We start from the raw sequence: 24,518 nt of genomic DNA, 5'->3' as shown, positions 1-24,518 counted from the left end.
CGCATGCCCGGTGAGTACCGCCAGTACCTGTTCCCGCACGATCACCCGAGGCTGGCCGAGGTGCGGGGGCTCGACCCGTACGCCTACCGCGAGTTCGCCAGGAAGCCCGGCACGTTCACCGGCGGCCTGGTCGAGGGCTGGACGCCGCTCTACGGGAACGACTTCCACGGCGTCACCGAGGACGGCGTCCTGCGCGCGGGCCTCCACCCGCTCAAGCCCGCGGAGCCGGGGGAGGAGGCGCCGGTCGAGGCGATGGTGACCGCCGCGAACGACCTGCTCTCCGCCCTGGACGACGAGGGGCGCGAGCGGATCGCGTTCGCCGTGGACGCCGTCGAGTGGCAGACCTGGGCCAACCCGGAGTTCATGCAGTTCGACACCGGCCTGCGGCTGGACCTGCAGCCGCAGGCCGTCCGCGAGCGGGCGCTGGCCCTGGTGCGGGCCTCGCTCTCACCCGAGGGCTACCGGCTGGCGCACGCCATGATGCTGGTCAACGGCTTCCTCGGCGAGGTCGTCGGCCTGGAGACCATCCTCAACGAGTTCAGCTACAACCTCGCACTCTACGGCGCCCCCGACCCGCAGGCCCCGTGGGGCTGGCAGCTCTACGGCCACCACTGCGCGCTCAACTGCCTGGTCGTCGAGGGCCGCATGGTGCTGTCGCCGGTGTTCCTCGGCGCCGAGCCCGACGAGATCGACGCCGGCCCGCACGCGGGCCTGCGCGACCTGTTCGCCGACCGGGTGCGGCTCGGGCTGCGGCTGATGGGCGCGCTGACGCGGGAGCAGCGCAGCCAGGCCGTCCTGTACGAGCGGATGGTCGATCCCGCGATGCCGGAGGGCCGCGTCCACCCCGGCGACGAACGGCACCTGGCGGGGGCGTTCCAGGACAACCGCGTCATCCCGTTCGAGGGGGTGCGTCTCGCTGACGCGCCCGCCGAGGCGCGCGAGCACGCCCTGGCGATCGCCGAGTGCTACGTCCGGCTGCTGCCGGAGGGGCCGCGCGCCGCCCGCCTGCGGGAGATCGCCGAGCACCTGGACGACACCTGGTTCTGCTGGATCGGCGGCCACCGGCCGGGCGACGTCTTCTACTACCGGCTGCAGTCGCCGGTGCTCATCGCCGAGCTGGACCACCACTGCGGGGTGTTCCTCGACTACGACACGCCCAAGCCGTTCCACGTCCACACCGTGCTGCGCACCCCGCACGGCAACGACTACGGCCGCGCCTGGGTCCGTCAGTGGCAGGCCCGGTGACCGGCACTACATCGCGAGCTCAATGACGAGCCCGGCGCAGCCGTACGGCCAGGAGGATCAGGACGATGGGAAGCAGCACGTACAGCACCCATCCCGTTGTGACGGGGTTGGTCACCTCGTCCGAGGACTGCGCGCAGCCGAGCACGGGCAGCCAGCTCACCATCAGGTCACCGGCCACCAGCGGCACCACCGTCAGCCAGCCCGCGACCCGGGCCGTCGGCCGGTGACCGGTGCCCGCCAGCAGCGCCCACAAGGCGAAGCCCACGGCGACCACGATCGGCGGCGGGAGGAGGGACAGGACGGCCGTCGCGAACATGACCTCCCCCGAGTTGCCGAAGCAGGCGCCGTCGTAGAACGACATCCCTATCTCGCTCGGCCCATCGGCCAGGATCGCCACCAGCATCGCGTACGGAATGCTGACCAGCACCAGGGCCGCGCTCCACATGGCCAGCGGCCACCGCCAGCGCAGCGGCAGGAGCGCACGCGCCTGGTGGTGGAGCAGCCGGTGGAGCGCCAGCAGCAGCCCCGCGCAGGCCAGGCAGGCGAGTGCGAGCAGCAGCAGGAAGTCGCCGCTCCAGAGAAGGAAGTTCAGCGCTCCCTCTGAGACCAGGGCGTCCACGCCGGACGGTCCGCTGATCGCGTACGCGACCGCCATGGCGTCCTGCCATTCCTCCTCGCTGGGCGCGCCGAGCCCGGTGAGCGGTGGCGTGGCGGCGGCCACGGCGAGCAGGGCCAGCAGCGCGGCGCCGAGCCGGGGCGCCCACCGCCTGTGCCGCAGCACCACGACGGGCACGACCAGGAGCGCGGTGACGGCCACGCAGGTGGCCACGTTCGCGGCTCCGGGCAGGACTGCGGCGGGGACGAGCGGCACCAGGAGTGCCAGGGCGGATAAGCCGGGTAAGGCGATTTTGGATGACACGAGCGACGGGCCTATCGCCCCTGCGGCGACGGTGTCAAGCGATCACCGATGCCTTCGGCTCCTGCCGCGACGGTGGCAAGCGATCACCAACGACTCCAGCTCCCGCCGCGACGGTGTCAGAAGTTCAACGCGGCGTCCCGGTCCAGCGGGAAGATCGGCCGCCGCAGGTTCCGGTAGGGCAGCCGGTGCAGGTCCTGGTCCACGCCTCCGGGCGTGAGCGCCAGCATCCAGTCGGCCGCCGCCTCGAACAGCTCCGGCTCCAGGTACCCGATCTTGACGGTGACCACGTCCACCCCGGCGACGTCCACCCCTAGCCGCCGGTACGACTCCAGCAGCCGGTACTGCATGCGGCGCGAGGTCAGGAAGACGCTCAGCCCGCCGACGCGCACGCTGACCACCCGCCCGCCGTCGGGGTCGTCGGCGACGGCCTCCAGCGTGCCCTCCAGCAGCAGCGGCCCCGGCGGCCGGGTGTCGAGGCGCCCGCCGGCGCGGACGCTGACGGGCGAGCCGACCGGCAGGTGGGCGACCTGCGCCACCGCCTCGGGGTCGAAGAGGGAGGCGAAGACGGCGCGGGCGGAGCCGTCGCGGATCTCGGGCCTGGCCAGCATCCGCTCCAGCGCGTACGTGACGTCGTCGGCGCCGCCCGCGCCCGGGTTGTCGCCGGAGTCGCTGATGAAGTACGGCCGGGCGGAGCCCTCCTTGAGCGCGGCGTCCAGGCACTCGTCCATGGAGCCGGTGGGAGCGACGAAGGCGAAGTCGTCGCGCGCGTCCCAGAACGCCTGCCCCAGCTCGCGGGCGGCCTGCTCGGTGGCGGCGGCGTCGGTGCCGGTGGCCACGACGGCGCCGGTGCAGCGCGGCTCGTCGGCCCAGGCGAAGCCGATCCAGACGGCCGCGTCGATCACGCCGGGCCTGGCCTCGATGTCCGGGATGCGGGCGTACAGGCCGCGGGCGGGCTCGACGCGGGTGCTGGTCATCTCGCCGGGCAGCAGGATGGGCACGTGGACCAGCGCCTTGTGCGGGCGGCCGCCGCCGCGCAGCGCCTCGACGAGGTTGCGGGCGGCGCGCTCGCGGGTCTCCCAGACGTCCACGTGCGGCGCGGTGCGGTAGCAGGTCAGCAGGTCGCAGCCGGCGAACAGGGTGGGGGAGACGTTGCCGTGCAGGTCCATGGCCGCCGATACGAGCGGCTCCGGGCCGATGACGGAGCGGATCGCGGTGATCAGGTCGCCCTCGGCGTCCTGGCGGCCGACGACGCTCATCGCGCCGTGGATGTCGAGCAGCACCCCGTCGAACGCGCCGGCGGACAGGCCCTGGACGATCTCGGCCCGCCAGGCGTCGTACGCGGCGGGCTCCACCGCGCCGCCGGGCAGGGCGCGGGCGTGCACGACGGGCACCCATTCCACGTCGGCCGCCCACGGGTCGCCGAGCCAGTCGTACCTGTCGAGCAGGGCCTGGCCGCGGGTGACGGTGAAGTCGCCGGCGCCGCTGAGGTGCGGCGAGAAGGTGCTGGACTCGATGTGGACGCCACAGATGGCGATGCGCAAGGACACGGTGCGGCTTTCTACGCGGAATGGATGTCGGCGGTCTCGCGGAGGAGGTGCCCCAGCCCGATGAGGGCCGCGTCGGGGCCGGCGATGCTCGCCTCGATGGACAGCGTCTGGGTCAGGGGCGGCAGGCAGCGCTCGTAGAGCATGCCTTTGACGGCCGCCACGTAGACGTCCAGGCTCGACAGCGCGCCGCCGATGACGACGCTGTCGGGGTTGAGGAAGTTGACCAGGCCCGACAGGGCGACGCCGAGGTGGCGGCCGGCCTGGCGGACGAGGGTGACCACGGCGGGGTCGGCGTTGACGGTGGCGGCGATGACGTCGCGGAGGCTGTTCACGGGCAGGCCGCGGCCGGCCAGCTCGCGGGCGAGCGCGGCGCCGCTGGCGACGGTCTCCAGGCAGCCGCGGCTGCCGCAGGTGCAGTCGCGCTCGCCGCTGTCGGCGACCCGCACGTGGGTGACGTCGCCGCTCAGCCCGCGTCCGCCCCGGTAGATCTGGGCGCCGCTGACGAGGCAGCCGCCGATGCCGCTGCCGGCCTTGACGTAGATCATGTCGCCGGCCTCGCGGCGGGTGACGTGCTCGCCGATCGCGGCGGCCTTGGCGTCGTTGTCGACGACGGCGCTCACCTGGAAGCGGTCGCGCAGGTCGCGCTGGACGTCGTAGCCGCTCCAGCCGGGCATGCGGGCGGGGCCGACGAGCCGTCCGTGCGGGAAGTCCACGGGGCCGGGCAGCGCCATGCCGACGGCCAGCAGGCGGCGGCCGGGCGCGTGGGCGGTCCTGATGCCGTCGAAGGCCTCGGCGACCCGGTCGAAGATCGCCTTGGGGCCTGCTCCTATGTCGACGGCGAACTCCTCGGCCGCCTGGAGGGCGCCGGTGGGCGAGCAGAGGCCGACGCGGGCGTGGCGGGCGCCCAGCTCGGCGACCGTGAACACGCCGCCGTCCTCGCGCAGCCGCAGGATCCTGGGCCGGCGCCCGCCGGTGGAGGCGCCCACGCCCTCCTCCAGGATCGTGCCCTCCTCCAGGAGGCGGCGCACCACGCTGGAGACCGTGGACGGAGCCACCTCCATGATCTCCACCAGATCCGCGCGGGAGGCGGCCTTGCCGCTGGCCAGCAGGCTCAACGCCTGCTCGCGCAGATTGGCGGGCGGCTCCGACATGCCTCTCCTCCCCTTGATGGAACACCCATCATCGGGCACGAGAACGATCACCCGATAGATGCTTCGCCGCGGACTCTATCCCGAAATAAGTGTCCCGAACAAAGATGATTTTTCGCATTGACTTAGAACTTGTACCTCTATACATTCTCCCGATTGAAGGGCCCCTGGAGGGCACGCGCACGTTCCGACGAGGAGAAACATGGGGACGAGAACCCGCATCCTGAGCGGCGTGGTGGCCATCGGGCTCGGTCTGACCGCCTGCAGCGCGGGCGCCGGCGGCGGCGGTACGCAGCAGGGCGGCGGCGCGCAGGGCAAGGACACCGTGACCGTGGCCCTGCGCACGCCGAACTGGATCCTGCCGATCTCGGCCCCCGGCTTCACCCAGGGCGAGAACGACATCTTCTCCACCGCCCTGTACCGCAAGCTGTACAGCTACCAGCTCGACGGCTCCAGCACCGACAACGTCAACCCGCAGCGGTCGCTGGCCGAGCCGCCCGTCGTCAGCGACGAGGGTAAGACGCTGACCATCACGCTCAAGGACAACACCTGGTCCGACGGCAAGCCGATCACCACCAAGGACGTGCAGTTCTGGTGGGACCTGGTCACCGCCAACAAGGACAAGTGGGCCTCCTACAAGCCCGGCGGCTTCCCCGACAACGTCGAGTCCTTCAAGGTCAAGGACGACAAGACCTTCTCGCTGACCACCACGAAGGCGTACAACGCCGCCTGGTTCGTCGGCAACCAGCTCAACCGCATCGTGCCGCTGCCCCAGCACGCCTGGGACAAGGGCGACGCGAAGAAGACCTTCGAGGAGCTGACCGCCGCCTCCAAGGACCCCAAGTCGTACGCGACCAACCCGCTGTGGAAGACCACCAGCGGCCCGTGGAAGCTGCAGAGCTACGTGCCCAGCGGCGAGGTGGTCCTGGCCAAGCAGGAGGCCTACTCCGGCCCCGACAAGCCGAAGCTGAACAAGATCGTGCTGCGCCCGTTCACCGGCGACGACGCCGAGTTCAACGTGCTGCGCGCCGGCCAGATCGACTACGGCTACATCCCGCCGGCCAACCTGTCGCAGAAGGCCTACCTGGAGTCGAAGAGCTACAAGGTCGCCCCCTGGTACGGGTGGTCGATCACCTACCTCCAGCTCAACTACAACAACCCCAAGTCGGGGGTGCTGTTCAAGCAGCCGTACCTGCGCCAGGCGCTGCAGATGCTCATCGACCAGCCCACGATCAGCAAGGTGATCTGGTCGGACATGGCCGCCCCCACCTGCGGCCCGGTCCCCGCCAAGCAGGGCTCGCCCGCCGGCCAGGGCTGCGCCTACCCGTTCGACCCGGCCAAGGCCCAGCAACTGCTGCAGAGCCACGGCTGGAAGGTGACCCCCGACGGGCAGACCACCTGCGCCGACCCCGCCCTGTGCGGCGAGGGCATCGCCAAGGACACCCCGCTCAGCTTCACCGTCACCAGCCAGTCGGGCTTCGCCGCGACCACCAAGATGTTCGCCGAGATCAAGTCGACGATGGCCAAGGTCGGCGTGCAGCTCACCATCAAGGAGGTGCCCGACTCCGTCGCGGTCACCCCGGCCTGCAAGCCCGAGGAGTCCAAGTGCGACTGGGACATGTCGTTCTTCGGCTCGCAGGGCAGCTGGTACTACCCGGCCTTCGCCTCCGGTGAGCGCCTGTTCCAGACCGACGCCCCCGTCAACCTCGGCAGCTACAGCAACCCCGAGGCCGACGAGCTGATCGAGAAGGCGCAGTTCTCCGCCGACGCCGGCGCCCTCCAGGAGTACAACGACTTCCTGGCCAAGGACCTGCCGGTGCTGTGGATGCCGAACCCCGTCTACCAGATCTCGGCGTACAAGTCGGGCCTCCAGGGCGTCGAGCCGCAGGACCCGATGAACCTGATGTACTTCCAAGACTGGTCCTGGAAGAGCTGACCGTTGGCCCGCTACCTCCTCACGCGCCTGGGCCAGGCCCTGGTCATCGTGATCCTGGTGACGCTGATCACGTTCGTGATCCTGCACCTGCTGCCCGGCGGTGCGGCGCGGGCCATCCTGGGCAAGGAGGCGACCGTCCAGCAGATCGCCGCCTTCAACCACGAGATGGGGTACGACCGGCCGCTGTGGGAGCAGTACGCGCTCTACCTGCGGCGGCTGGTCCAGGGCGACCTGGGCTACTCCTTCCAGCTCAACCAGTCGGTGACCGAGGCCATCTGGCAGCGGCTGCCCAAGACCATGCTGCTGTCGCTGGCCTCGACGTTCCTGGCGGTCGTGGTGGCCGTCCCGCTGGGCGTGGTGCAGGCGGTGCGGCGCAACCGCTGGCCCGACTACACCATCAACGGGCTGGCGCTGCTGGCGTACGCCACGCCCATCTTCTTCATGGGTCTCATGATGATCATTCTGTTCTCCCAGGTGTGGCCGGTTATGCCGCCTGAAGCCCCGCAGGGCTTCACCATGGCGGAGGTGCTGGCCGACCCGGCGGGGCTGGTGCTGCCGACGCTCACGCTGACGATCCTCACCGTCGCGGTCTACTCCCGGTACGTGCGCTCGTCCATGGTCGACAACCTGAACGAGAACTACGTCCGCACGGCACGCAGCAAGGGCCTGTCGGAGGGCCGGGTGATCGTCGGGCACACGCTGCGCAACGGCCTGTTCCCCGTCATCACCCTGCTCGGCATGTACCTGCCCGCGCTGTTCAGCGGCGCCCTCGTGGTCGAGCGGCTGTTCAACTACCCGGGGATGGGGCTGCTGTTCTGGCAGGCGGCGCTCAAGCGGGACTACCCGATCCTGCTCGGGGTCACGCTGCTGATCTCGGTGGCCACGGTGCTCGGCGCGCTGGTCGCCGACGTGCTCTACGCCGCGGTCGATCCGCGCGTACGACTCAAGGCAGGCCGGTCATGACCGCTCCGCAGGAAGAGGCGCCCGTCCGCGGGATGTGGCGGCAGGGGCTCGAGGTCTTCGTCGAGAACCGGCTGGCGCTGGTCGGCGTGGCCCTGTTCGTGCTGCTCGCCGCGTTCTCCTTCCTCGGGCCGCTGTTCTACCAGACCGACCAGGTGCACACCGACCTGACCAAGGTCTTCCTGACGCCCGGTACGGACGGCCACCCGCTCGGCACCGACGGCGTCGGCTACGACCAGCTCGGGCGGCTCATGCTGGGCGGTCAGACGTCCATCATCGTCGGCCTGGCCGCCGGCCTGCTGGCCACTGTCGTGGGCACCGTCTGGGGCGCCGTCGCCGGGTTCGCCGGAAGCTGGGTGGACGCGGTCATGATGCGCGTCGTGGACGCCATGATGTCGATCCCGGCGCTGTTCCTGTTCATGCTGATGGCCTCGATCGTGACGCCCACGGTGCCGATGCTCATCCTCATCATCGGCGCCTTCGCCTGGCTCGGCCCCGCCCGGCTGGTGCGCGGCGAGGCGCTGTCGCTGCGCACCCGCGAGTACGTCATGGCGATGCGCGGCATGGGCGGCACCGGCGGGCGCGCCGTGCGCAGGCACATCATCCCGAACGCCATCGGCACCGTGATCGTCAACGCCACCTTCCAGGTGGCCGACGCGATCCTCTACGTGGCCTACCTGTCGTTCCTCGGCCTGGGCGTGCCGCCGCCCGCGGCGAACTGGGGCGGGATGCTGTCCGACGGCCTGTCGGACACCTTCAGCGGCCACTGGTGGCTGCTCTACCCGCCGGGCATCGCCATCATCCTCATCGTCCTCGCCTTCAACTTCATCGGCGACGGGCTGAGGGACGTCTTCGAGGTCCGCCTCCGGCGGCGCTAGCAGGAGGTTTCGTACATGGAGGTTCCCGGCGAGCCGCTGCTGCGGCTGCGCGGCCTCAGCACCGACATCGCGCTGCGGCGCGGCACCGTGCACGCGCTCGACCAGGTCGATCTGGAGGTCAGGCAGGGCGAGACGCTCGGCATCGTGGGCGAGTCGGGCAGCGGCAAGACCATGACCGTGCTGTCGATCATGGGGCTGCTGCCCCCGGGCGGCAGCGTCGTCGGCGGGGAGATCCTCTTCGACGGCCGCGACCTGCGCACCATGCGGGCGCCCGAGCTGCGCCGGGTGCGCGGCGTCGAGATGGGCATGGTCTTCCAGGACCCGCTCACCTCGCTCAACCCCACCATGCGCATCGGCGCCCAGGTCGCCGAGCCGCTGCGGGTGCACCAGGGCGTCGGCAAGGCCGAGGCGCGCGAGCGGGCCGTGGAGATCCTGCGCCGGGTCGGCATGCCCCGCCCCGACAAGATCGTCGACGACTACCCGCACCAGCTCTCGGGCGGCATGCGCCAGCGCGTCGTCATCGCCATGGCGCTCATCCGCTCCCCGCGCCTGCTCATCGCCGACGAGCCCACCACGGCGCTGGACGTCACCACCCAGCGCCAGATCCTCGAACTCATCGACGACCTGCGCGAGGAGTTCAAGATGGCGGTCATCCTGGTCACCCACGACCTCGGGGTGATCGCCGGCCGCGCCGACAGGGTCGCCGTCATGTACGCGGGCCGCGTGGCGGAGACCGCCACCACCACCGAGCTGTTCCGCGCGCCGCGCCACCGCTACACCGAGGCGCTCATGCGCGCCCTGCCGGAATCCGCCGCCGAGGGACGTCTCTACAGCATCCCCGGCCTGCCGCCCGACCTGTCACGGCCGCTGACCGGCTGCCGCTTCGCGCCCCGCTGCCGCTTCGCCACCGACGAGTGCCGCACCACCGACGTGCCGCTCACCGGGGACGGGCACGCGTTCGCCTGCCTGCACCCCGTCACCGAGCCCATCACGATCGCGGCCTCGGCCGGCCAGGCCAGAGCCGCCGCCGCGCCCGCCGAGCCGATCCTGAGCGTGCGGGACCTGGTCAAGGAGTACGACGCGGGCGGCGCGGGCCTGCGCAAGGGCGCCGGGCGCGTCAGCGCCGTCGCCGGGGTGTCCTTCGAGGTCAAGCCGGGTGAGACGCTCGGCATCGTGGGCGAGTCCGGCTGCGGCAAGTCCACCGTCGGCCGCCTCGTCGCCGGGCTGGAAACTCCCACGGGCGGCCGCATCGTCGTGGACGGCACCGACATCGCCGGCCTGGACCGGCGCGAACGCCACCGCATGCACCGCAAGGTGCAGCTCATGTTCCAGGACAGCTACGCGGCCATGAACCCGCGCATGCGCGTCGACTCCATCCTCACAGAGCCGCTGGAGATCCAGCAGGTCGGCGACGCCGCCGCGCGCCGCGCCCGGGTCAGCGAGCTGCTCGACCAGGTCGGCCTGCCGAGGCGGGCGCTGGAGCGCTACCCGCACGAGTTTTCCGGCGGGCAGCTCCAGCGCATCGGGCTGGCCAGGTCGCTGGCGCTGCGGCCCCGGCTGATCGTGGCCGACGAGCCGGTCAGCGCCCTGGACGTGTCGGTGCAGGCGCAGGTGCTCAACCTGATGCGCGACCTCCAGGGCGAGCTGGGCCTGTCGTACGTGTTCATCAGCCACGACCTGTCCGTGGTCGACTACATGGCCGACCGCATCGGCGTGATGTACCTGGGCAAGCTGGTGGAGGTCGGGCCCGCCCACCAGGTGGTGCGGGCGCCGCGCCACCCGTACACGCAGGCGCTGCTGGACGCCGTGCCGTCGCCCGACCCCGGCCACACGCCCAGCCCTGACACCACCATCCAGGGCGAGCTGCCCAGCGCGCTCAACCCGCCGACCGGCTGCCGCTTCCGCACCCGCTGCCCGCTGGCGCAGGACGTCTGCGCCACCGAGCCGGTGCTGGAGGGCGGCGGGCACCAGGTCGCCTGCCACTTCCCGCTGCGCGAGGAGACACAGGCGACCTGACCGCGGGGGCGGGCGCGCCTCACCGGCGGCAGGCTAGCGGCGCACGCGGTAGAGCAGGTGCAGGACGCGGTCGCCCTGGACCACCACGTGCGGGTCGTCGAGCAGGTGCTGGGCGGAGACCGAGCCGAAGTACCGCTTGCCCGACCCGAGGACCACGGGCACGACGTCCATCGCCACCTCGTCCACCAGCCCGAGGGCGAGGGCCTGCCCGCCGGCCTCGCCCGCCGCGACGGCGACGTTGCGCTCGCCCGCCAGCTCCCGGGCCAGCGCGACCGCCCGGGCCACGTCGTCCACGAAGTGGTACGACGCCTCGGGGTGCCACCCTTCGGGCTTGGGCCGGTGGGAGACCACGACCACGTGCTCACCCGTCGGCGGCCTCCCCTCCCAGCCGTTGGTCATGTCGAACAGGTGCCGCCCGATCACCATCGACCCGATGGCGGCCCAGATCGGCTTGACGTAGTCGGCCGAGGTCCTGGAGACCTTGATCCCCGAGCCTTCCACCAGCTCGACGTCGCCGTTGGCGTACCAGTCGAACAGCGGCCCGATCCCGTCGTGCTCGTCGGCGATGAAGCCGTCCACCGACACGACGTTGTGCATCACCACAGTGCCCATCACATCTCCCGTGTGTTCTCGAAGCTCTCATCAACGCGTCGAACGCGCCACGCCGGAATCGACAACCTCCGCGCCGCGTCGGGCCCGTTCGTGCGTCAGGAGGGCTGACGGGCGTGAGGTGCTACAGTGGAAAGTGCTCAATCGTGACCATAAGGAGAGCAGACGTGGCAGGTGACGACGACATCTCCGGGTGATACCGGAGGTTGACCCGGCCCCGGCCGGCGCGTGCGACGCGTCGCCGGTGTGGCCCATCTCGTCGATCCCTTGTTCCCTTGCCGGGCTCCCTTCAGCGTGCCCGGGTCACCTTCTCCGAGGTCTTCTCCGATGTCCGACGCATTCGTCATCTGTTCCGGGCTGTCCTTCTCCTGGCCCGACGACACTCCTGTCTTCACCGACCTGTCCTTCAGCGTGGGCGGCGGCCGTACCGGCCTGGTCGCGCCGAACGGGGCGGGCAAGAGCACGCTGCTCAAGCTCATCGCCGGCGAGCTGCGGCCGTCGAGCGGCGACATCTCCGTCAAGGGGGTGCTCGGCTACCTGCCGCAGAGCCTGCCGCTCACCGGCGACCTCACCGTGGCCGAGGTGCTCGGCATCGCCCCGGTGATCGCCGCGCTGGACGCCATCGAGTCCGGCGACGCCGCGGAGGAGCACTTCACCACGATCGGCAACGACTGGGACATCGAGGAGCGCACCCGCGCCCAGCTCGACCGGCTCGGCCTCGACGGGCTCGCCTTCGACCGGAGGCTGGAGACGCTGAGCGGCGGCCAGGTCGTCTCGCTCGGCCTGGCCGCGCAGCTCCTCAAGCGGCCCGACGTGCTGGTGCTCGACGAGCCGACCAACAACCTCGACCTGGCGGCCCGCCACCGCCTGCACGACCTGCTCGGCGACTGGAACGGCTGCCTGCTCGTGGTCAGCCACGACCGCGCCCTGCTCGACCGCATGGACCGGATCGCGGAGCTGGAACGGGGCGAGCTGCGTTTCTACGGTGGCGGCTTCACCGCGTACGAGGAGGCCGTCCGTACCGAGCAGGAGGCGGCGGAGCGGACCGTGCGCAGCGCCGAGCAGGAGCTCAAGCGGGAGAAGCGGGAGATGCAGCAGGCCCGCGAGCGGGCCGAGCGCCGCGCGGGCAACGCCGCCCGCAACCTCAAGAACGCCGGCCTGCCGCGCATCTTCGCCGGCAACATGAAGCGGGGCGCGCAGGAGTCGGCCGGCCGGGCGGGCCAGATGCACGCCTCCCGCGTCAGCGACGCCAAGGCCAGGCTGGACGAGGCGGGGCGGGCGCTGCGCGACGACCAGCGCATCGCGCTGGAGCTGCCGGGCACGAACGTGCCCGCCGGGCGCACCGTCTTCCAGGGCGAGCACCTGCAGGCGCGCGGCCTGTTCGCCGGGCAGGGCCTCGACCTGACCGTGCGCGGCCCCGAGCGCATCGCGCTGACCGGCGCGAACGGCGCGGGAAAGTCCACGCTGCTGCGCATGATCAGCGGCGACCTGACGCCGGACGGCGGCACCACGCGCAGGGCCGACGGCCGGGTGGCCTACCTGTCGCAGCGGCTCGACCTGCTCGACCTCGACCGCACCGTGGCGGAGAACCTCGCCGCCGCGGCCCCCGCCATGCCCGCGGCGGACCGGATGAACCTGCTGGCCCGCTTCCTGTTCCGGGGCCAGCGGGCGCACCTGCCGGTGGGCGTGCTGTCCGGCGGCGAGCGGCTGCGCGCCACCCTGGCCTGCGTCTTGTGCGCCGAGCCCGCGCCGCAGCTCCTGCTGCTCGACGAGCCGACCAACAACCTCGACCTGGTCAGCGTGGGGCAGCTGGAGAGCGCGCTCGCGGCGTACGAGGGGGCGTTCATCGTGGTCAGCCACGACGAGCGGTTCCTCGCCGAGATCGGGATCGAGCGTTGGCTGGAGCTGTCGGACGGCCGCCTGCTGGAATCCTGAAAAAAATCCGGCCGCGGCTCAGCCGCGGCCGGATCATGGTGTTCTCAGAGGCGCAGACCCACCAGCAGCGGGTCGTGGTCGGAGGAGCGGAACGCGTCGGGCGCGTACAGGTAGGGCGGGTTGAACTCGGTGTTGTAGTCCATGAACCGGCCCTCGTCGGCGTTGACGTGCCAGATCGTGGCGCCGGTCACCAGCTTGCGTGCGCCCTTGTCGGCCAGCACGTGGTCCAGCTCGCCCGACAGGCCGTCGAAGACGTAGCTGTAACGCTCGTCCTCGTCCACGTACTTCTTGCTCAGGCTGGTCAGCCCGCCGGCCTCGAAGGCGTCGATCGGGTCCTCCTCGCCGTAGGCGTTGATGTCGCCGAGGACGAGCGCGTTCTTCAGCTTCAGCTCGTCGATCAGCGACAGCACGGCCTGCGCCTGCTTGACGCGCTTGGCGTTGTAGCAGCTCTGCCCGTCGCCCTGGTCGGCGTCCGCGCCGGTGGCCGGGCCGTCCACGTCGGTGCAGCCCTTGGACTTGAAGTGGTTGACCAGCACCGTGAACGTCCTGCCGTGCCCCTTGGCCCCCGCGAACGTCTGCACCAGCGGCGGCCGGTTGAAGATCGGGTCGGTGGAGGAGCGCGCCGGGCCGACCGGGGTGACCTTGGCCGGCTGGTAGATCAGCGCGGTCTGGATCAGGTCGGTTCCCGGGTTCGGGTGCGTGATCGCCTGGTACGTGCCCGCGCCCGCCTTCGCGTTCAGCGCGTCCACCAGGGCGTTGAGCGCCACGTCGGAGTTGCGCTCGACCTCCATCAGCCCGGCCACGGCCGGGTCGAGCGTGGTGATGTTGGCCACCAGCTTGGCGAGCTGCCTGTCCCGCTCCCCGGCGTCGGTGGCGCCGCGTGAGCCCAGCGTGGTGAACCAGTTGAGCGTGTTGAGGCTGGCCACCCTGACGTCGCCGCCGACCCGCTCGGGGCGGGCGGGGCGCGGGTTCTTCGCGCGGAAGACCACGGGCTCGGTCGGCTGGACGCGGTAGACGTCGAAGCCGTAGGTGAGGACGCCCGTCAGGTCGCGCACCTCGTCACCGACGCGGACGGTGTTCGAGCCCTGGGTGTGGTACGGCAGCGTGGGCGGGTTCTGCGCGTTGGAGCCGTCGTCGAGCAGGACCCTGCGCCGTGCGTCCCTGTCGGTGTCCACGCCGTCGCGGTCGGTCGGCTGGAAGAGCCGCTCGTCCTCGGCCAGCAGCAGCTCGCCGTACCGGGCCAGGTTGTAGGTCTCGGAGATCGCGAGGTCGTCGTCGAAGGTGACGAGCATGTTCTCGTACCGTTCGAAGGTCTGGCCCTTCCTGAGCGGCAGGTCGATCTCGCTGCGCCGGACGGTGCCGGTGCCGCAGACGTTCACGGCGGTGGCGGGGGAGATCTCGGTCAGGCCGTTGTACTCGATCGCCTTGCCGGAGACGAGCACCCGGTCGCCGGTCTTGACCGGCGAGGAGGAGAACACGAACAGGCCCTCGGAGGTCGCCGGGTCGGCGTCCGGCAGGGCGGCCTGGAGGTAGAAGCCGCCGAGGCCGCCTGAGCCCTGGAACGAGCCGGTCACCACGCCCTCGACGCGGACGTTCTGCCCGGCCAACGGGCTGGCGTCGCCGTTGCCCTGCACCTGGGGGATCTGGTGCGTGGCCGGGGTGTCGCAGCTCTCCGTGGGAGTGGGGGTCGGCGTCGGCGTGGGGGTCGGCTCGCCGTCGCCGCAGGGGGCCGCGGCCGTGGCGCTGTTGCGCGGCGCGGGGGCGGCGGTCTCGAAGTCGGCGCCGTTGTCGTCGCTGTCGGCGCAGCCGCCGCTCTTGCGGAACCCGCCGGTGGCGTTGGTGAGGGCGGGGGCGGCGGTGCCCTCGAAGAAGTTCGCGGCGCCGTACCCGACGAGGTCGGCGAGCTGCGCGAGCTGGGCCTCCGTGCAGGCGGTGGAGGAGCCGTTGCAGGCCAGGCCCTCCGTCGAGCGCACCAGCGCCACCTTGCCCGCCGTGCCGCTCATGTTGATCGAGCCGGTGCCGTCGGGCTGGGGCAGCGCGCCGCTGGGCGTGCTGCCTGCGGCGAGCTGGAGGAGGTGGTACTGGCCAGGCGCCAGGGTGCCGGACAGGTCGGCCTTGTTCGAGGCGAAGCTCCCGGTGCCGCTCGCGCTGGTGTACTGCACGGACCAGCCGTCCAGTGACACGGGCGCGGTGCTGCGGTTGAACAGCTCGACGTAGTCGTTGGAGAAGGGGGCGCCGGTGTTGCCGCCTCCGCCGTAGACCTGGCTGATGACCACGGTGCCTGGTGCCGCGGCGGCCACGGAGGGTGAGGACAGGGCGGCGATCGAACCGGCGAGGCCGGCCACGACGAGGATCGCCGGGACCCGGGACTTAACACGCATGCCGGGGAGCGTAAACCGACAAACGACGAAAATCCTGTATTGGGTGTGGACGTGTCATGAAATCTTGAACATTGACACTTCGTGTCCATTTGGAGCCCTGGATGTGTCGGCTTCGGACGATGCCAAGCCGACACTCCTGAGGGTCAGCGCGACATCACGAACCCCTCGTACCCCTTGGCCGCGATCTCGTCGCAGGCAGCCCGGTAGGTTCCGACGCCTCCGGCGTACGGCATGAACACCCGCGGCTTGCCCGGGATGTTCGCACCCAGGTACCAGGAGTTCGCCCGCGGGAAGAGCGTCGCCGCCGCGATCTCGCCGACGTGCCGCATCCACGCGTCCTCGGCGTCCGCGTCCGCCTCGATCACGGTCGCGCCCGACTCCGCCAGGTGCCGCAGGCAGTCGGCGATCCAGTCCACGTGCTGCTCGATGGAGACGAACATGTTGCTGAGCACCGACGGGCTGCCCGGCCCGGTGATCGTGAACAGGTTGGGGAACCCCGCGGTCATCAGCCCCAGGTACGTGCGCGGCCCGGCCGCCCACTTCTCCCGCAGCGCCGCACCGCCCGCCCCCGTCACGTCGATGGCCAGCAGCGCGCCGGTCAGCGCGTCGTAGCCGGTCGCGTAGACGATGACGTCCACCTCGTACGTCGCCTCCGCGGTGCGCGGCCCCGCCGCCGTGATCTCCTCGATCGGCGTCCTGCGCACGTCCACCAGCCGCACGTTCGGCCGGTTGAACGTGGCGTAGTAGTCGGTGTCGAAGCACGGCCGCTTGGTGCCGATCGGATGGTCGCGGGGCGACAGCAGCTCGGCCACCCGCGGGTCCTCCACGGTCTGCCGGATCTTCTCCCGGACGAACTCCGCCACCAGCTCGTTCGCCCGCGGGTCCACCGCCGTGTCGGCGAACGCGCCGAGGAAGCCCGGCCCGCCGTGGGCCCACCGCGCCTCCAGCTCCTCACGCAGCTCCTGCTCCGACGCCTCCAGCGCCGAGCCCGTGTTGAACGACGCCGCGATGCCGAACAGCGAGTCGCGCATCCTGCGGCGGATGTCGGCGTAGTTGTCCTTCACCCAGCGGGCGTACTCCGGTTGCAGCGGGCGGTTCCAGGCCGGGATCGTGTAGTTGGGAGTGCGCTGGAAGACCGTCACCTCGGCCGCCAGCTCCGCCAGGACCGGGATGACCTGGATGCCGGACGAGCCGGTGCCGATCACCGCGACCCGCTTGCCCGCCAGCTCCACCTCCTCGTGCGGCCAGCGCCCCGTGTGGTAGCTCTCGCCGCGGAAGGACTCGGCGCCGGGGAAGCCGGGAATCCGGGCGTCAGACAGGCAGCCCACCGCCGTGATGACGAAACGGGCCGTCACCCGGTCGCCCCTATCGGTCTCCACCCGCCAGCGCGCGGCGGCCTCGTCGTAGGCGGCCCGGGTGACCCGCGTCCGGAACCTCATGTCGCGGCGCAGATCGAAACGGTCGGCGACGTGCTCGGCGTAACGCAGGATCTCCGGCTGGGACGGGTAGCGCTCGGTCCAGTCCCAGTCCCGCTGCAGCTCCTCGGAGAAGGAGTAGCAGTACTCGACGCTCTCCACGTCGCAGCGAGCCCCCGGATACCTGTTCCAGTACCAGGTGCCGCCGACGCCGCCACCGGCCTCGTAGAGCCGGGCGGTCAGGCCGAGGCCGCGCAGCCGGTGCAGCATGTACATGCCGGAGAACCCGGCGCCGATCACCACCGCGTCGAAGGACGTGGCTTCGGTCATGGCGATCACCCCTTGTCGGCTCGGTCGGTGACCGTAACCCTGACATGGGCGTGACCGGCGGCCAAGATCTCGCCACAGGATTGGCACTCGGGGGCTGCTGAGCAATGACCGCACGATATGAGTCGTTCCGGGCGCGGGCGGTGGTTTAGGTTCCCCGAGTGGCGAGGTTTTCCGTGGGACGGCGGGGGCCAGGTGGCGGCGGATGACGAAACTATCGGTGCACGAGGCGCTTGCCGTCACGACCGAGCTGATCGGGGTCGATGATCTGCCCGCCGGGCTGTCCGGCCGGGAGTGGCACGCGGCCTCCGTGAGCCTGATGCCCGGCAGGGCCGGTCGCCACTACCTCTCCGCCTCCTGGGAGACGTCGGTCGTGCTGGCCCTCGGGGAGGGCGGCGTCGTCCTGGGGCTGCTGCCCGTGCAGCGGGTCAAGAGCCGGGCCGTGCCGAGTGCCGTGTTCGACCCCGCCGTGCTGGCGCCGCGGCTGTTCGGCGAGGTCGGGGACGCGCGGGCGTACCTCTTCGTCGGAGGCTGCGCCGACCTGGTGGCGGGGGCCGTGACCAGCGCCGATCTCACGGCGGGGCAGGCGGAGGAGGTGCGGCGGGCGCTCGTGGCGCGGGCGCGGGCCGAGGCGGAGCACCGCGGCCTGGTCGCGGCGGCCGTCTACGTGCGCGACGACGAACTCGCCGCCTTCACCCCGGACGGCGAGCCTGCCGCCTTCGTCCCGGACGGCGAACTCGCGGCCTTCCCGCCGGACGGCGACGACCTGCGGCGGGAGCGGATCGGACAGCTCTCCACGCTCGCCGTCCCGCCCGGCGAAGAACGGTTCCTCGCGGCGCTCACCGCCAGTCAGCGCAGGACCGTACTCAAGGACCGCCGGGCGGCGGCCGAGGCCGGGCTGCGCTGCGCCGTCATCCCGGCAGGGGACGCGGTCGCCCCCGGCGCGGGCCTGGTCGCGGCGGTCAAGCGCAGGCACGGCCTCGAGGAACACCCGCGCCTGCTCAGGACGCGCCTCGCCCAATGGGCGGCCGAACCGGTGGGCGAGCGGATCGCCTTCGCGGTGCACGCCGCCGCCACGCCCGGCTGCCTGGCCGTCACGTTCGGCTGCGCGATCGGCGGGCGGCTGGAGATCTACGAGACCGGCGTCGCCGACGACACCCCGCACCGGCACGAGGCGTACGTGGAGAGCCTGATCCACGCCCCGATCCGGTACGCCCTCGACCGCCGCCTCACCGGCATCGACCTCGGCATCGACGCCGAGACGCCCAAGACGCGCAGGGGCGCCACGCTCTCCCCCGTCTGGGCCGTGAGACTCACCTGACCGCTACGTGACTGGAGGATGCGCGGACATGGCTGACGACGTGGTTCTGGCCGAATGGTGCGATGTGCTCGACGTGGACGCGCCCTCGGTGGACGACGACTTCTTCGAGCTGGGCGGCAACTCCCTGCTCGCGGTCACCCTCATCGAGCGCATCGAGTCGCGCCTGGGCGTCGAGGTGCCGCTTGAGCAGTTCTTCGTGGACGGCAGGCTGGGCACGCTGCTCGACAGCGCCCGCTCGGCCGGCGTCCGCTAGCGGGGCGGGCCGGCATGCCCGAACCCATCGTGCCCAGGCTGGGCGTCTGCCACCGCCCGGACGGCGCCGCCAACCTCCGCGAGGTCTACGTCGCCTCCCAGGGCGTGTGCGAGGTGGTGATGCTGGTCAGGGCGGCGGTCGCGGCGGCTCATCCGGACGTGATGCGGGTGGCGGAGCGGTTCTTCGAGTGCCACCTGTTGCCCGAGCGGGGGTACGGGGAGCTGGTCGCCTCGCTCGGGCTGCGCGGGGTGACCACGTTCCACGACGACGAGCTGGAGCTGGCCGACGAGCTGCACGCGGCGGTCACCGCGCCTGCGTCCGCTGCCGTGTCCCCTGCCGTGTCCTCTGCTGTGCCTTCTGTCGTGTCCGATGCGTGGGACAAGCTCGTGCAGCGGCGGCTGCTCAAGGAGCACGGCCTGACCCAGGTGGAGGCCGTGCCGGTCGAGGGGCCGGAGGACCTGGTGGCAGGGTTCGCCGCGCTCGGCCGTCCCTGCGTGCTCAAGCCCAGGCGGGCGGCCGGCGGCCAGGGCGTCGCGTTCCTCGACGACGAGCGGGACGTGCGGCGGCAGCTCGGCCTGCGTCACGGCTGGGCGGGGCTGATGCTGGAGACGCGGATCGATCCGGCGCCGCATCCCACGGGCCCGGGCTGGCTGGGCAGCCTCGTCTCGGTCGAGACCCTCTCGACGCGTGACGGGCGGGTGCACCTTGGCGTGCTCGACAAGCTGCCCGTCGCGGTGACCAGGGGCGCGGGGGCCGCGGGCGCCGACGCCGTGAACGTCCAGGGCGACATCCTCCCGTCCTGCCTGCCCGAGGAGCAGTGCCGCGCGGCCGAGGAGTACACCGGGCGGGTGCTCGGCGCGCTCGGCGTGCGGTCCCGGCTGACGCACACGGAGCTGCTGCTCACGGCGGCCGGGTTCGAGCTGCTGGAGGTGAACGGGCGGCTGGCCGGGCACACGGCGCGGCTGTTCCGCCTGCTCGACGGGCCCGACCTGGTCGCCATGGCGCTGCGGGTGGCGGCCGGTGAGGTGCCGGAGCCGGGCTCGGCCGCGTTGCGCGGCGCGGCGGCCGGCGTGTTCCCCACGTTCGCCGACAGGGCGGGGCCGGTCCGCACCTCGCTGCGCCGCCGTGAGCTGCGCGGGCTGCCCGGTGTGTGCGCGGTGGACGAGCTGGCCGAGGACGGCACGCCCAAGTCGGCCACGCAGTTCCGGATGGCCAACGTGACGCTGCGCGCCGGCGACCGGCCCGCGCTCGACGCCGCCGTGGCAGGCCTGCTGCGGGTGCTCGAACAGGAAATGGGGGCGGAGATGGGTGCGGGATTGGGGGCGGAGATGGGGGCGGAGCGGTGACGCGGTGGAAGGAGTCGCTGGCGCCGTTGCGGCACCGGGCGTTCAGGTACCAGTTCGCGGGCTTCTCGGTGTCCGTCACCGGCAACATGCTCAGCCTGGTCGCGCTCACGGTGGGGCTGCTGCAGGTCACCGGCTCGGGCGCGGCGGCCGGCATCGCGCTCGGCGCGAGCACGATCCCGCTGGTCGTGTTCCTGCTGATCGGCGGCGTCTGGGCGGACCGGCTGCCCCGCCACCTGATGATGGCCGGCATGGACCTGGTCCGCGGCCTGGTGCAGCTCGGCCTCGGCGCGATGATCCTGTCCGGCGAGATCGACCTGGCGCTGCTGATCGGCCTCCAGGTGCTGTTCGGCACCGCGCAGGCCTTCCACCTGCCGGCCGCCGGCGGGCTGACCGCGTTCACCGTCCCCAAGGAGGACCTGCAGCGCGCCAACGCGCTGATGTCGATCACCAGGAGCCTGTCCGGCATCGCGGGGCCGCTGATCGCCGGAGCGCTGGCGGCCACCATCGGCGCGGGCTGGGCGCTGCTCCTGGACGGCGGCACCTTCCTGCTCAGCGCCTACCTCGCCTCCCGGATCAGGGTCCCGGCGGCCCCGCCGCGCGCGGGCGGCGGCCTGCTCAAGGAGCTGTCCGACGGCTTCCGGCTGGTCACCCGCACGCCGTGGATCTGGACCAGCGTCACCTGCTTCGCCTGCACGCACGTGGCCATCGCCGTGTTCCTGGTCACCGGGCCGGTGCTGGCCTTGCAGGAGCAGGGCGGCGCGTTCGGCTGGGCGCTGGTCGTCGCGGCGCTCGGCGTCGGCGACGTGCTCGGCGACCTCGTGCTGCTCGGCGGCTACCAGCCCAGCCGCCCCCTGCTGGTCGCCAGGCTGGCCGAGCTGCTGCTCGTCCCCGCGCTGCTCCTGATCGCGCTCGGCGTGCCCGCCCCCGTACAGGCCGTGGCGATCGCGCTGGCGGGGGCCGGGATGACGGCCGCCGACTCGATCTGGATCACCACCATGCAGCAGCACGTGCCACCGGACGCGCTGTCGAAGGTCTCGTCCTACGACTGGCTCAGCTCGCAGGCGCTGCGCCCGGTCGGGTACGCGCTGGGCGCCGTGGCCGCCGCCGACGGCGGCAGCGCGGCGGTCGTGCTGGCCGTGATGGCCGTCGTGGTCGCCCTGCCGCGGCTGGTCAGCCTCGCCTATCCGAGCGTACGCGAGCTGCGCGCCCCGCAACCCGAGCCGGCCCCGGCGAACTGATCGGAGCAGGACCATGCATGACATCGTCGCCCAGATCGGGGAAACCGCCGGGCGCTGCCGCTCCCTGACCGCGATCAGCCTCCCAGACAGGGACCTCACCTACGGCGAGCTGTGGGACCTGTCCGCCGTGGTCAGCGGCCACGTGGCGCCCCTGCTCAAGGGCACCCGCAGGGTCGCGCTACGCGGCGACAGGTCCGTACTCACCTACGCCGCCTACCTCGGCGTGCTGCGGGCGGGCGGCGCGGTGCTGCCCCTGAGCCCGCGCTGGCCGGACGCCCGGATCCGCGACGTGGTGCGCGCCGCCCAACCCGACGTGGTGCTGCTCGACGGACCGCCCGTGGACCTGGGAGCGCCCGTCCTGACGATCCCCACGGAGGGTACCCGGACCCCCGCCCCCAGCCCCCGCCTGGACGATGACGCCTACGTCATCTACACCTCAGGCTCCACGGGCACCCCCAAGGGCGTGCCGATCACGCACCGGGCGCTCGCGCACTACCTCGGCCACGTCTGCCCCCTGTACGAGCTGGGGCCAGGGGACCGCGTCGCCCAGGCGGCCGAGCTGACGTTCGACGCGTCCGTGTTCGAGCTCCTCGCGACCTGGGCCACCGGGGCGACGCTCGTCGTGGCCGGGCAGCGCACCTGGCTGAGCCCCGTACGGTTCCTGCGCGAGCAGCGCATCTCCCACCTCGACACCGTGCCGTCCATCATCACCCTGGCGCGGCGCACCCGTACCCTCACCGACGGCTGCCTGCCCGACCTGCGGTGGAGCATGTTCAGCGGCGAGCAGCTCAGCTACGCCGCCGCGACCGCCTGGCGGCGCGCGGTCGGCACGAACGTCATCGAGAACAACTACGGGCCCACCGAGCTGGCCGGCGTGTGCGCGAACCACCGGCTGCCCGCCGATCCGGCCGACTGGATCCCCACCAGCAACGGCACGGTGCCCATCGGCCGGGTCTACCCGCATCTCGACTCGCTGGTGCTCGACACCGGCGAGCTGTGCGTACGCGGCGGGCAGCGCTTCTCGGGGTACGTCGATCCGGCGGACAACGCCGGGCGGTTCCTGCGGGGCGACGGGCGGCCCTGCGAGCAGGTGGATCTTCCGGAGGCCGCCGACTGGTATCGCACGGGGGATCGGGTGCGGTGGGAGGGCGGCGAGCTGGTCCACCTGGGGCGGGTGGATCGGCAGGTCAAGTTGCGCGGGTACCGGGTGGAACCGGACGAGGTGGAGGCGGCGGCGCGGGCTCATGACGGGGTGAAGGAGGTGGCCGTGGTCGTGGTGGACGCGCAGCTCGTCGCCGTGTACGTGGGGGAGGAGGTCGGGTCTGCCGAGCTGAGGAGGCATGTGGGGGCCAGGGTGCCCGACTACATGGTGCCGGTCGCGTGGCGGCGGGTGGACGCGCTGCCGCTGACCGCCAACGGCAAGCTCGACCGGGCGAGGCTGGCCGAGGAGGCACGGTGACGGCGGGACGGGATGTGGCCGGGCCGAGTGTGGCCGGGCTGAGTGCGGCGGGGCTGAGTGCGGCCGGGCTGAGTGAGGCGGGGTGGGGTGCGGCGGGATCGGCTTTGGAGCCCGCGGCGCTGGTGGCGGAGCTGGGTGAGCTGGCCGGTCGGTGGCGGCTCGGGGCCGGTGGGCTGGACCTCGCGAGGCTGACACCGGAGCAGGCGTTGCGGCTGGCCATGCGGCTGTCGGTTCGGCTGGGCACCGACGTGCGCGTGCCCGACGTCCTCCGCGGCGGCTCCCTGCCCGAGCTGGTGGAACGGGCCGCTTCCTGGATCCCGGGCGGGAGCGCGGGGGTGCCCGTCCCCCTGTCCCACGGCCAGCAGCGCTTCCTCCTCGACGAGACGCTCGCCCCCGGCCAGGACGACAACCACGTCATCCTCGCGTACCGGCTGTCGGGCCCCCTCGACCCCGAAGCCCTGACCATCGCTTACGGCGATGTGGTGGAACGGCACCCGATCCTGCGCACCATCCACTACTGGGACGACGAAGGCGCGCCACTCCAGCGCGTGCTTGCCCCGAACCGCCCGCCGTTACCGCTGACCAGCCCCCGCCCCGCCGCCGACCTCTGCGCCGACTGGTGGGACCAGCCCTTCGACCTGGAGGAACACCCCCCACTCCGGGCACGCCTCACGCAACTGAGCCCAGACTCCTGGCTGCTCTGCCTGAGCATGCACCACATCGTCTTCGACGGCCGCTCAGAGCTGATCCTCCTCGAAGACCTCGGCACCGCCTACGCCGCCCGCACCGAAGGCCGGGCCCCCGGCTGGCCGCCCGTGCCCGGTTACCACCATTACGCGCAGTGGGAGCACGACATGGTGGAGCACTGGGCGTCCCGAGACCTCCCGTTCTGGCGCGACCTGCTCGCCACGGATCCCCCACCCCTGCTCCCCACACCCCCCGACCAGGCCCCGCGCCACGAGCACGAGATCACGCTCGACCCGGGAACCGTCGGCGAGCTGTCGGCGGCGGTGCGCGCGCGAGGAGCCGTCCCGCTGGCGAGCGTCCTGTACGGGACGGCCCGCGCGCTGGGCCGCGTCTTCGGCGCCGACCGGCTGAACCTGGCCACGATCGCGTCGGGCCGCTTCGAGAGCGTGTTCAACTCGGTCATCGGCTGCTTCGTCAACCCCGTCGTGCTGCCGTTCGACTCGGTGCGGGACGGCCGTCCGGAGGACCGCGTCGAGGAGACGGCCCGCCTGACGTTGCGCGCCCTGCGCCACGCGCGCACCCCGTACGACAGGCTCGTCCGCTCCCTGCGCCCCGGAGCCGCCCGCCCACCCCTGTACGAGGTGATGGTCGCCTTGCAGGCTCCGCTGGAGGCGGGGACGTTCGGCGGCACGGGGATCGTCGTCGATCCGGTGCGGGTGCGCGCGCCCCGCGCGAGCGCGCCGCTGGTCGTGGAGGTGGAGCCGCAGCCGGACGGCGGCTGGTCGGTGGCCGCCCGGTGGCGGGAGGACGTCGTGGACGAACGGTCGGGGCGCGCGGTGGTCAGCGAGGTGGCGGACCTGCTGACCGGCCTGCGCGCCCCGTGAGCCGCCACATCGGG

At 72.1% G+C, this 24,518-nt stretch carries 18 protein-coding genes; 12 read left to right on the top strand and 6 right to left on the bottom strand.

Annotated features, from left to right (window positions below; genetic code table 11):
• Positions 1 to 3: 3 nt before the first annotated feature.
• Positions 4 to 1,245, top strand: a complete 1,242-nt coding sequence (locus ABD331_RS10185) for a DUF3500 domain-containing protein (protein WP_344472971.1) — start codon at positions 4 to 6, stop codon at positions 1,243 to 1,245.
• A 19-nt stretch (positions 1,246 to 1,264) separates the two neighbouring features.
• On the opposite strand, the gene ABD331_RS10180 is transcribed toward ABD331_RS10185, so the two are convergent.
• From ABD331_RS10180 to ABD331_RS10170, 3 genes are all read right to left on the bottom strand, one after another.
• Entirely contained in the window at positions 1,265 to 2,164 is a 900-nt protein-coding gene (locus ABD331_RS10180; RefSeq protein WP_344472969.1) for a hypothetical protein, read from the bottom strand.
• Between the two features lie 116 nt (positions 2,165 to 2,280).
• On the bottom strand, positions 2,281 to 3,711 hold the full coding sequence (locus ABD331_RS10175; RefSeq protein WP_344472967.1) for a M81 family metallopeptidase: 1,431 nt from the start codon (positions 3,709 to 3,711) through the stop codon (positions 2,281 to 2,283).
• Positions 3,712 to 3,722: 11 nt separating this feature from the next.
• On the bottom strand, positions 3,723 to 4,862 hold the full coding sequence (locus tag ABD331_RS10170; RefSeq protein ID WP_344472965.1) for an ROK family transcriptional regulator: 1,140 nt from the start codon (positions 4,860 to 4,862) through the stop codon (positions 3,723 to 3,725).
• Positions 4,863 to 5,061: 199 nt separating this feature from the next.
• Here ABD331_RS10170 and ABD331_RS10165 point away from each other — a divergent pair, with 199 nt between their 5' ends.
• Genes ABD331_RS10165 through ABD331_RS10150 form a run of 4 tightly spaced genes read left to right on the top strand, consistent with a single transcriptional unit; the run spans position 5,062 to position 10,649 of the window.
• Positions 5,062 to 6,795 (top strand): peptide ABC transporter substrate-binding protein, encoded by a 1,734-nt coding sequence (locus tag ABD331_RS10165; protein WP_344472964.1) that lies wholly within the window; start codon positions 5,062 to 5,064, stop codon positions 6,793 to 6,795.
• Positions 6,796 to 6,798: 3 nt separating this feature from the next.
• The gene (locus tag ABD331_RS10160; protein WP_344472962.1) at positions 6,799 to 7,758 is read left to right on the top strand and encodes an ABC transporter permease; all 960 of its coding nucleotides are present in this window, start codon (positions 6,799 to 6,801) and stop codon (positions 7,756 to 7,758) included.
• Positions 7,755 to 8,633, top strand: coding sequence for an ABC transporter permease (locus tag ABD331_RS10155; RefSeq protein WP_344472959.1), 879 nt, complete (start codon positions 7,755 to 7,757; stop codon positions 8,631 to 8,633). Before ABD331_RS10160 ends, ABD331_RS10155 begins: the two co-directional genes overlap by 4 nt.
• Before the next feature lie 15 nt (positions 8,634 to 8,648).
• The gene (locus tag ABD331_RS10150; RefSeq protein ID WP_344472957.1) at positions 8,649 to 10,649 is read left to right on the top strand and encodes an ABC transporter ATP-binding protein; all 2,001 of its coding nucleotides are present in this window, start codon (positions 8,649 to 8,651) and stop codon (positions 10,647 to 10,649) included.
• A 33-nt stretch (positions 10,650 to 10,682) separates the two neighbouring features.
• Here ABD331_RS10150 and ABD331_RS10145 read toward each other — a convergent pair whose 3' ends face one another.
• The gene (locus tag ABD331_RS10145; RefSeq protein WP_344472955.1) at positions 10,683 to 11,261 is read right to left on the bottom strand and encodes a dihydrofolate reductase family protein; all 579 of its coding nucleotides are present in this window, start codon (positions 11,259 to 11,261) and stop codon (positions 10,683 to 10,685) included.
• A 324-nt stretch (positions 11,262 to 11,585) separates the two neighbouring features.
• Between ABD331_RS10145 and ABD331_RS10140 the strand changes: the two genes are divergently transcribed.
• Positions 11,586 to 13,193 carry an ABC-F family ATP-binding cassette domain-containing protein gene (locus tag ABD331_RS10140; RefSeq protein ID WP_344472953.1) on the top strand — a complete coding sequence of 536 codons (1,608 nt, stop codon included), beginning with the start codon at positions 11,586 to 11,588 and terminating at the stop codon, positions 13,191 to 13,193.
• Between the two features lie 44 nt (positions 13,194 to 13,237).
• Here the strand turns inward: ABD331_RS10140 and ABD331_RS10135 are convergent, their stop codons facing one another.
• Both ABD331_RS10135 and ABD331_RS10130 read right to left on the bottom strand, forming a co-directional pair.
• On the bottom strand, positions 13,238 to 15,574 hold the full coding sequence (locus tag ABD331_RS10135) for an ExeM/NucH family extracellular endonuclease (RefSeq protein WP_344472951.1): 2,337 nt from the start codon (positions 15,572 to 15,574) through the stop codon (positions 13,238 to 13,240).
• 143 nt (positions 15,575 to 15,717) lie between these two features.
• Positions 15,718 to 17,319: a flavin-containing monooxygenase gene (locus tag ABD331_RS10130; protein WP_344472949.1), complete on the bottom strand. Its 1,602-nt coding sequence runs from the start codon at positions 17,317 to 17,319 to the stop codon at positions 15,718 to 15,720.
• Positions 17,320 to 17,521: 202 nt separating this feature from the next.
• On the opposite strand from ABD331_RS10130, the gene ABD331_RS10125 reads away from it, so the two are divergent.
• Genes ABD331_RS10125 through ABD331_RS10100 form a run of 6 tightly spaced genes read left to right on the top strand, consistent with a single transcriptional unit; the run spans position 17,522 to position 24,504 of the window.
• Entirely contained in the window at positions 17,522 to 18,637 is a 1,116-nt protein-coding gene (locus tag ABD331_RS10125; protein WP_344472948.1) for a hypothetical protein, read from the top strand.
• Between the two features lie 28 nt (positions 18,638 to 18,665).
• A complete protein-coding gene (locus ABD331_RS10120) occupies positions 18,666 to 18,890 on the top strand; it encodes a phosphopantetheine-binding protein (RefSeq protein WP_344472947.1) in 225 nt (74 codons plus the stop codon).
• Positions 18,891 to 18,904: 14 nt separating this feature from the next.
• Entirely contained in the window at positions 18,905 to 20,236 is a 1,332-nt protein-coding gene (locus ABD331_RS10115; RefSeq protein ID WP_344472945.1) for an ATP-grasp domain-containing protein, read from the top strand.
• Positions 20,233 to 21,474: an MFS transporter gene (locus ABD331_RS10110; protein ID WP_344472943.1), complete on the top strand. Its 1,242-nt coding sequence runs from the start codon at positions 20,233 to 20,235 to the stop codon at positions 21,472 to 21,474. Before ABD331_RS10115 ends, ABD331_RS10110 begins: the two co-directional genes overlap by 4 nt.
• Before the next feature lie 13 nt (positions 21,475 to 21,487).
• A complete protein-coding gene (locus tag ABD331_RS10105) occupies positions 21,488 to 22,933 on the top strand; it encodes an AMP-binding protein (RefSeq protein ID WP_344472941.1) in 1,446 nt (481 codons plus the stop codon).
• Positions 22,930 to 24,504 (top strand): condensation domain-containing protein, encoded by a 1,575-nt coding sequence (locus tag ABD331_RS10100; RefSeq protein WP_344472940.1) that lies wholly within the window; start codon positions 22,930 to 22,932, stop codon positions 24,502 to 24,504. The genes ABD331_RS10105 and ABD331_RS10100 overlap by 4 nt, the downstream gene beginning before the upstream one ends.
• Positions 24,505 to 24,518: the final 14 nt, after the last annotated feature.

Source organism: Nonomuraea monospora (assembly GCF_039531895.1).
In the GTDB taxonomy this organism is placed as follows: Bacteria; Actinomycetota; Actinomycetes; order Streptosporangiales; family Streptosporangiaceae; genus Nonomuraea; species Nonomuraea monospora.
Note: the sequence above shows the minus strand (reverse complement) of the source record. Positions and strands in the feature narration are given on the sequence as shown.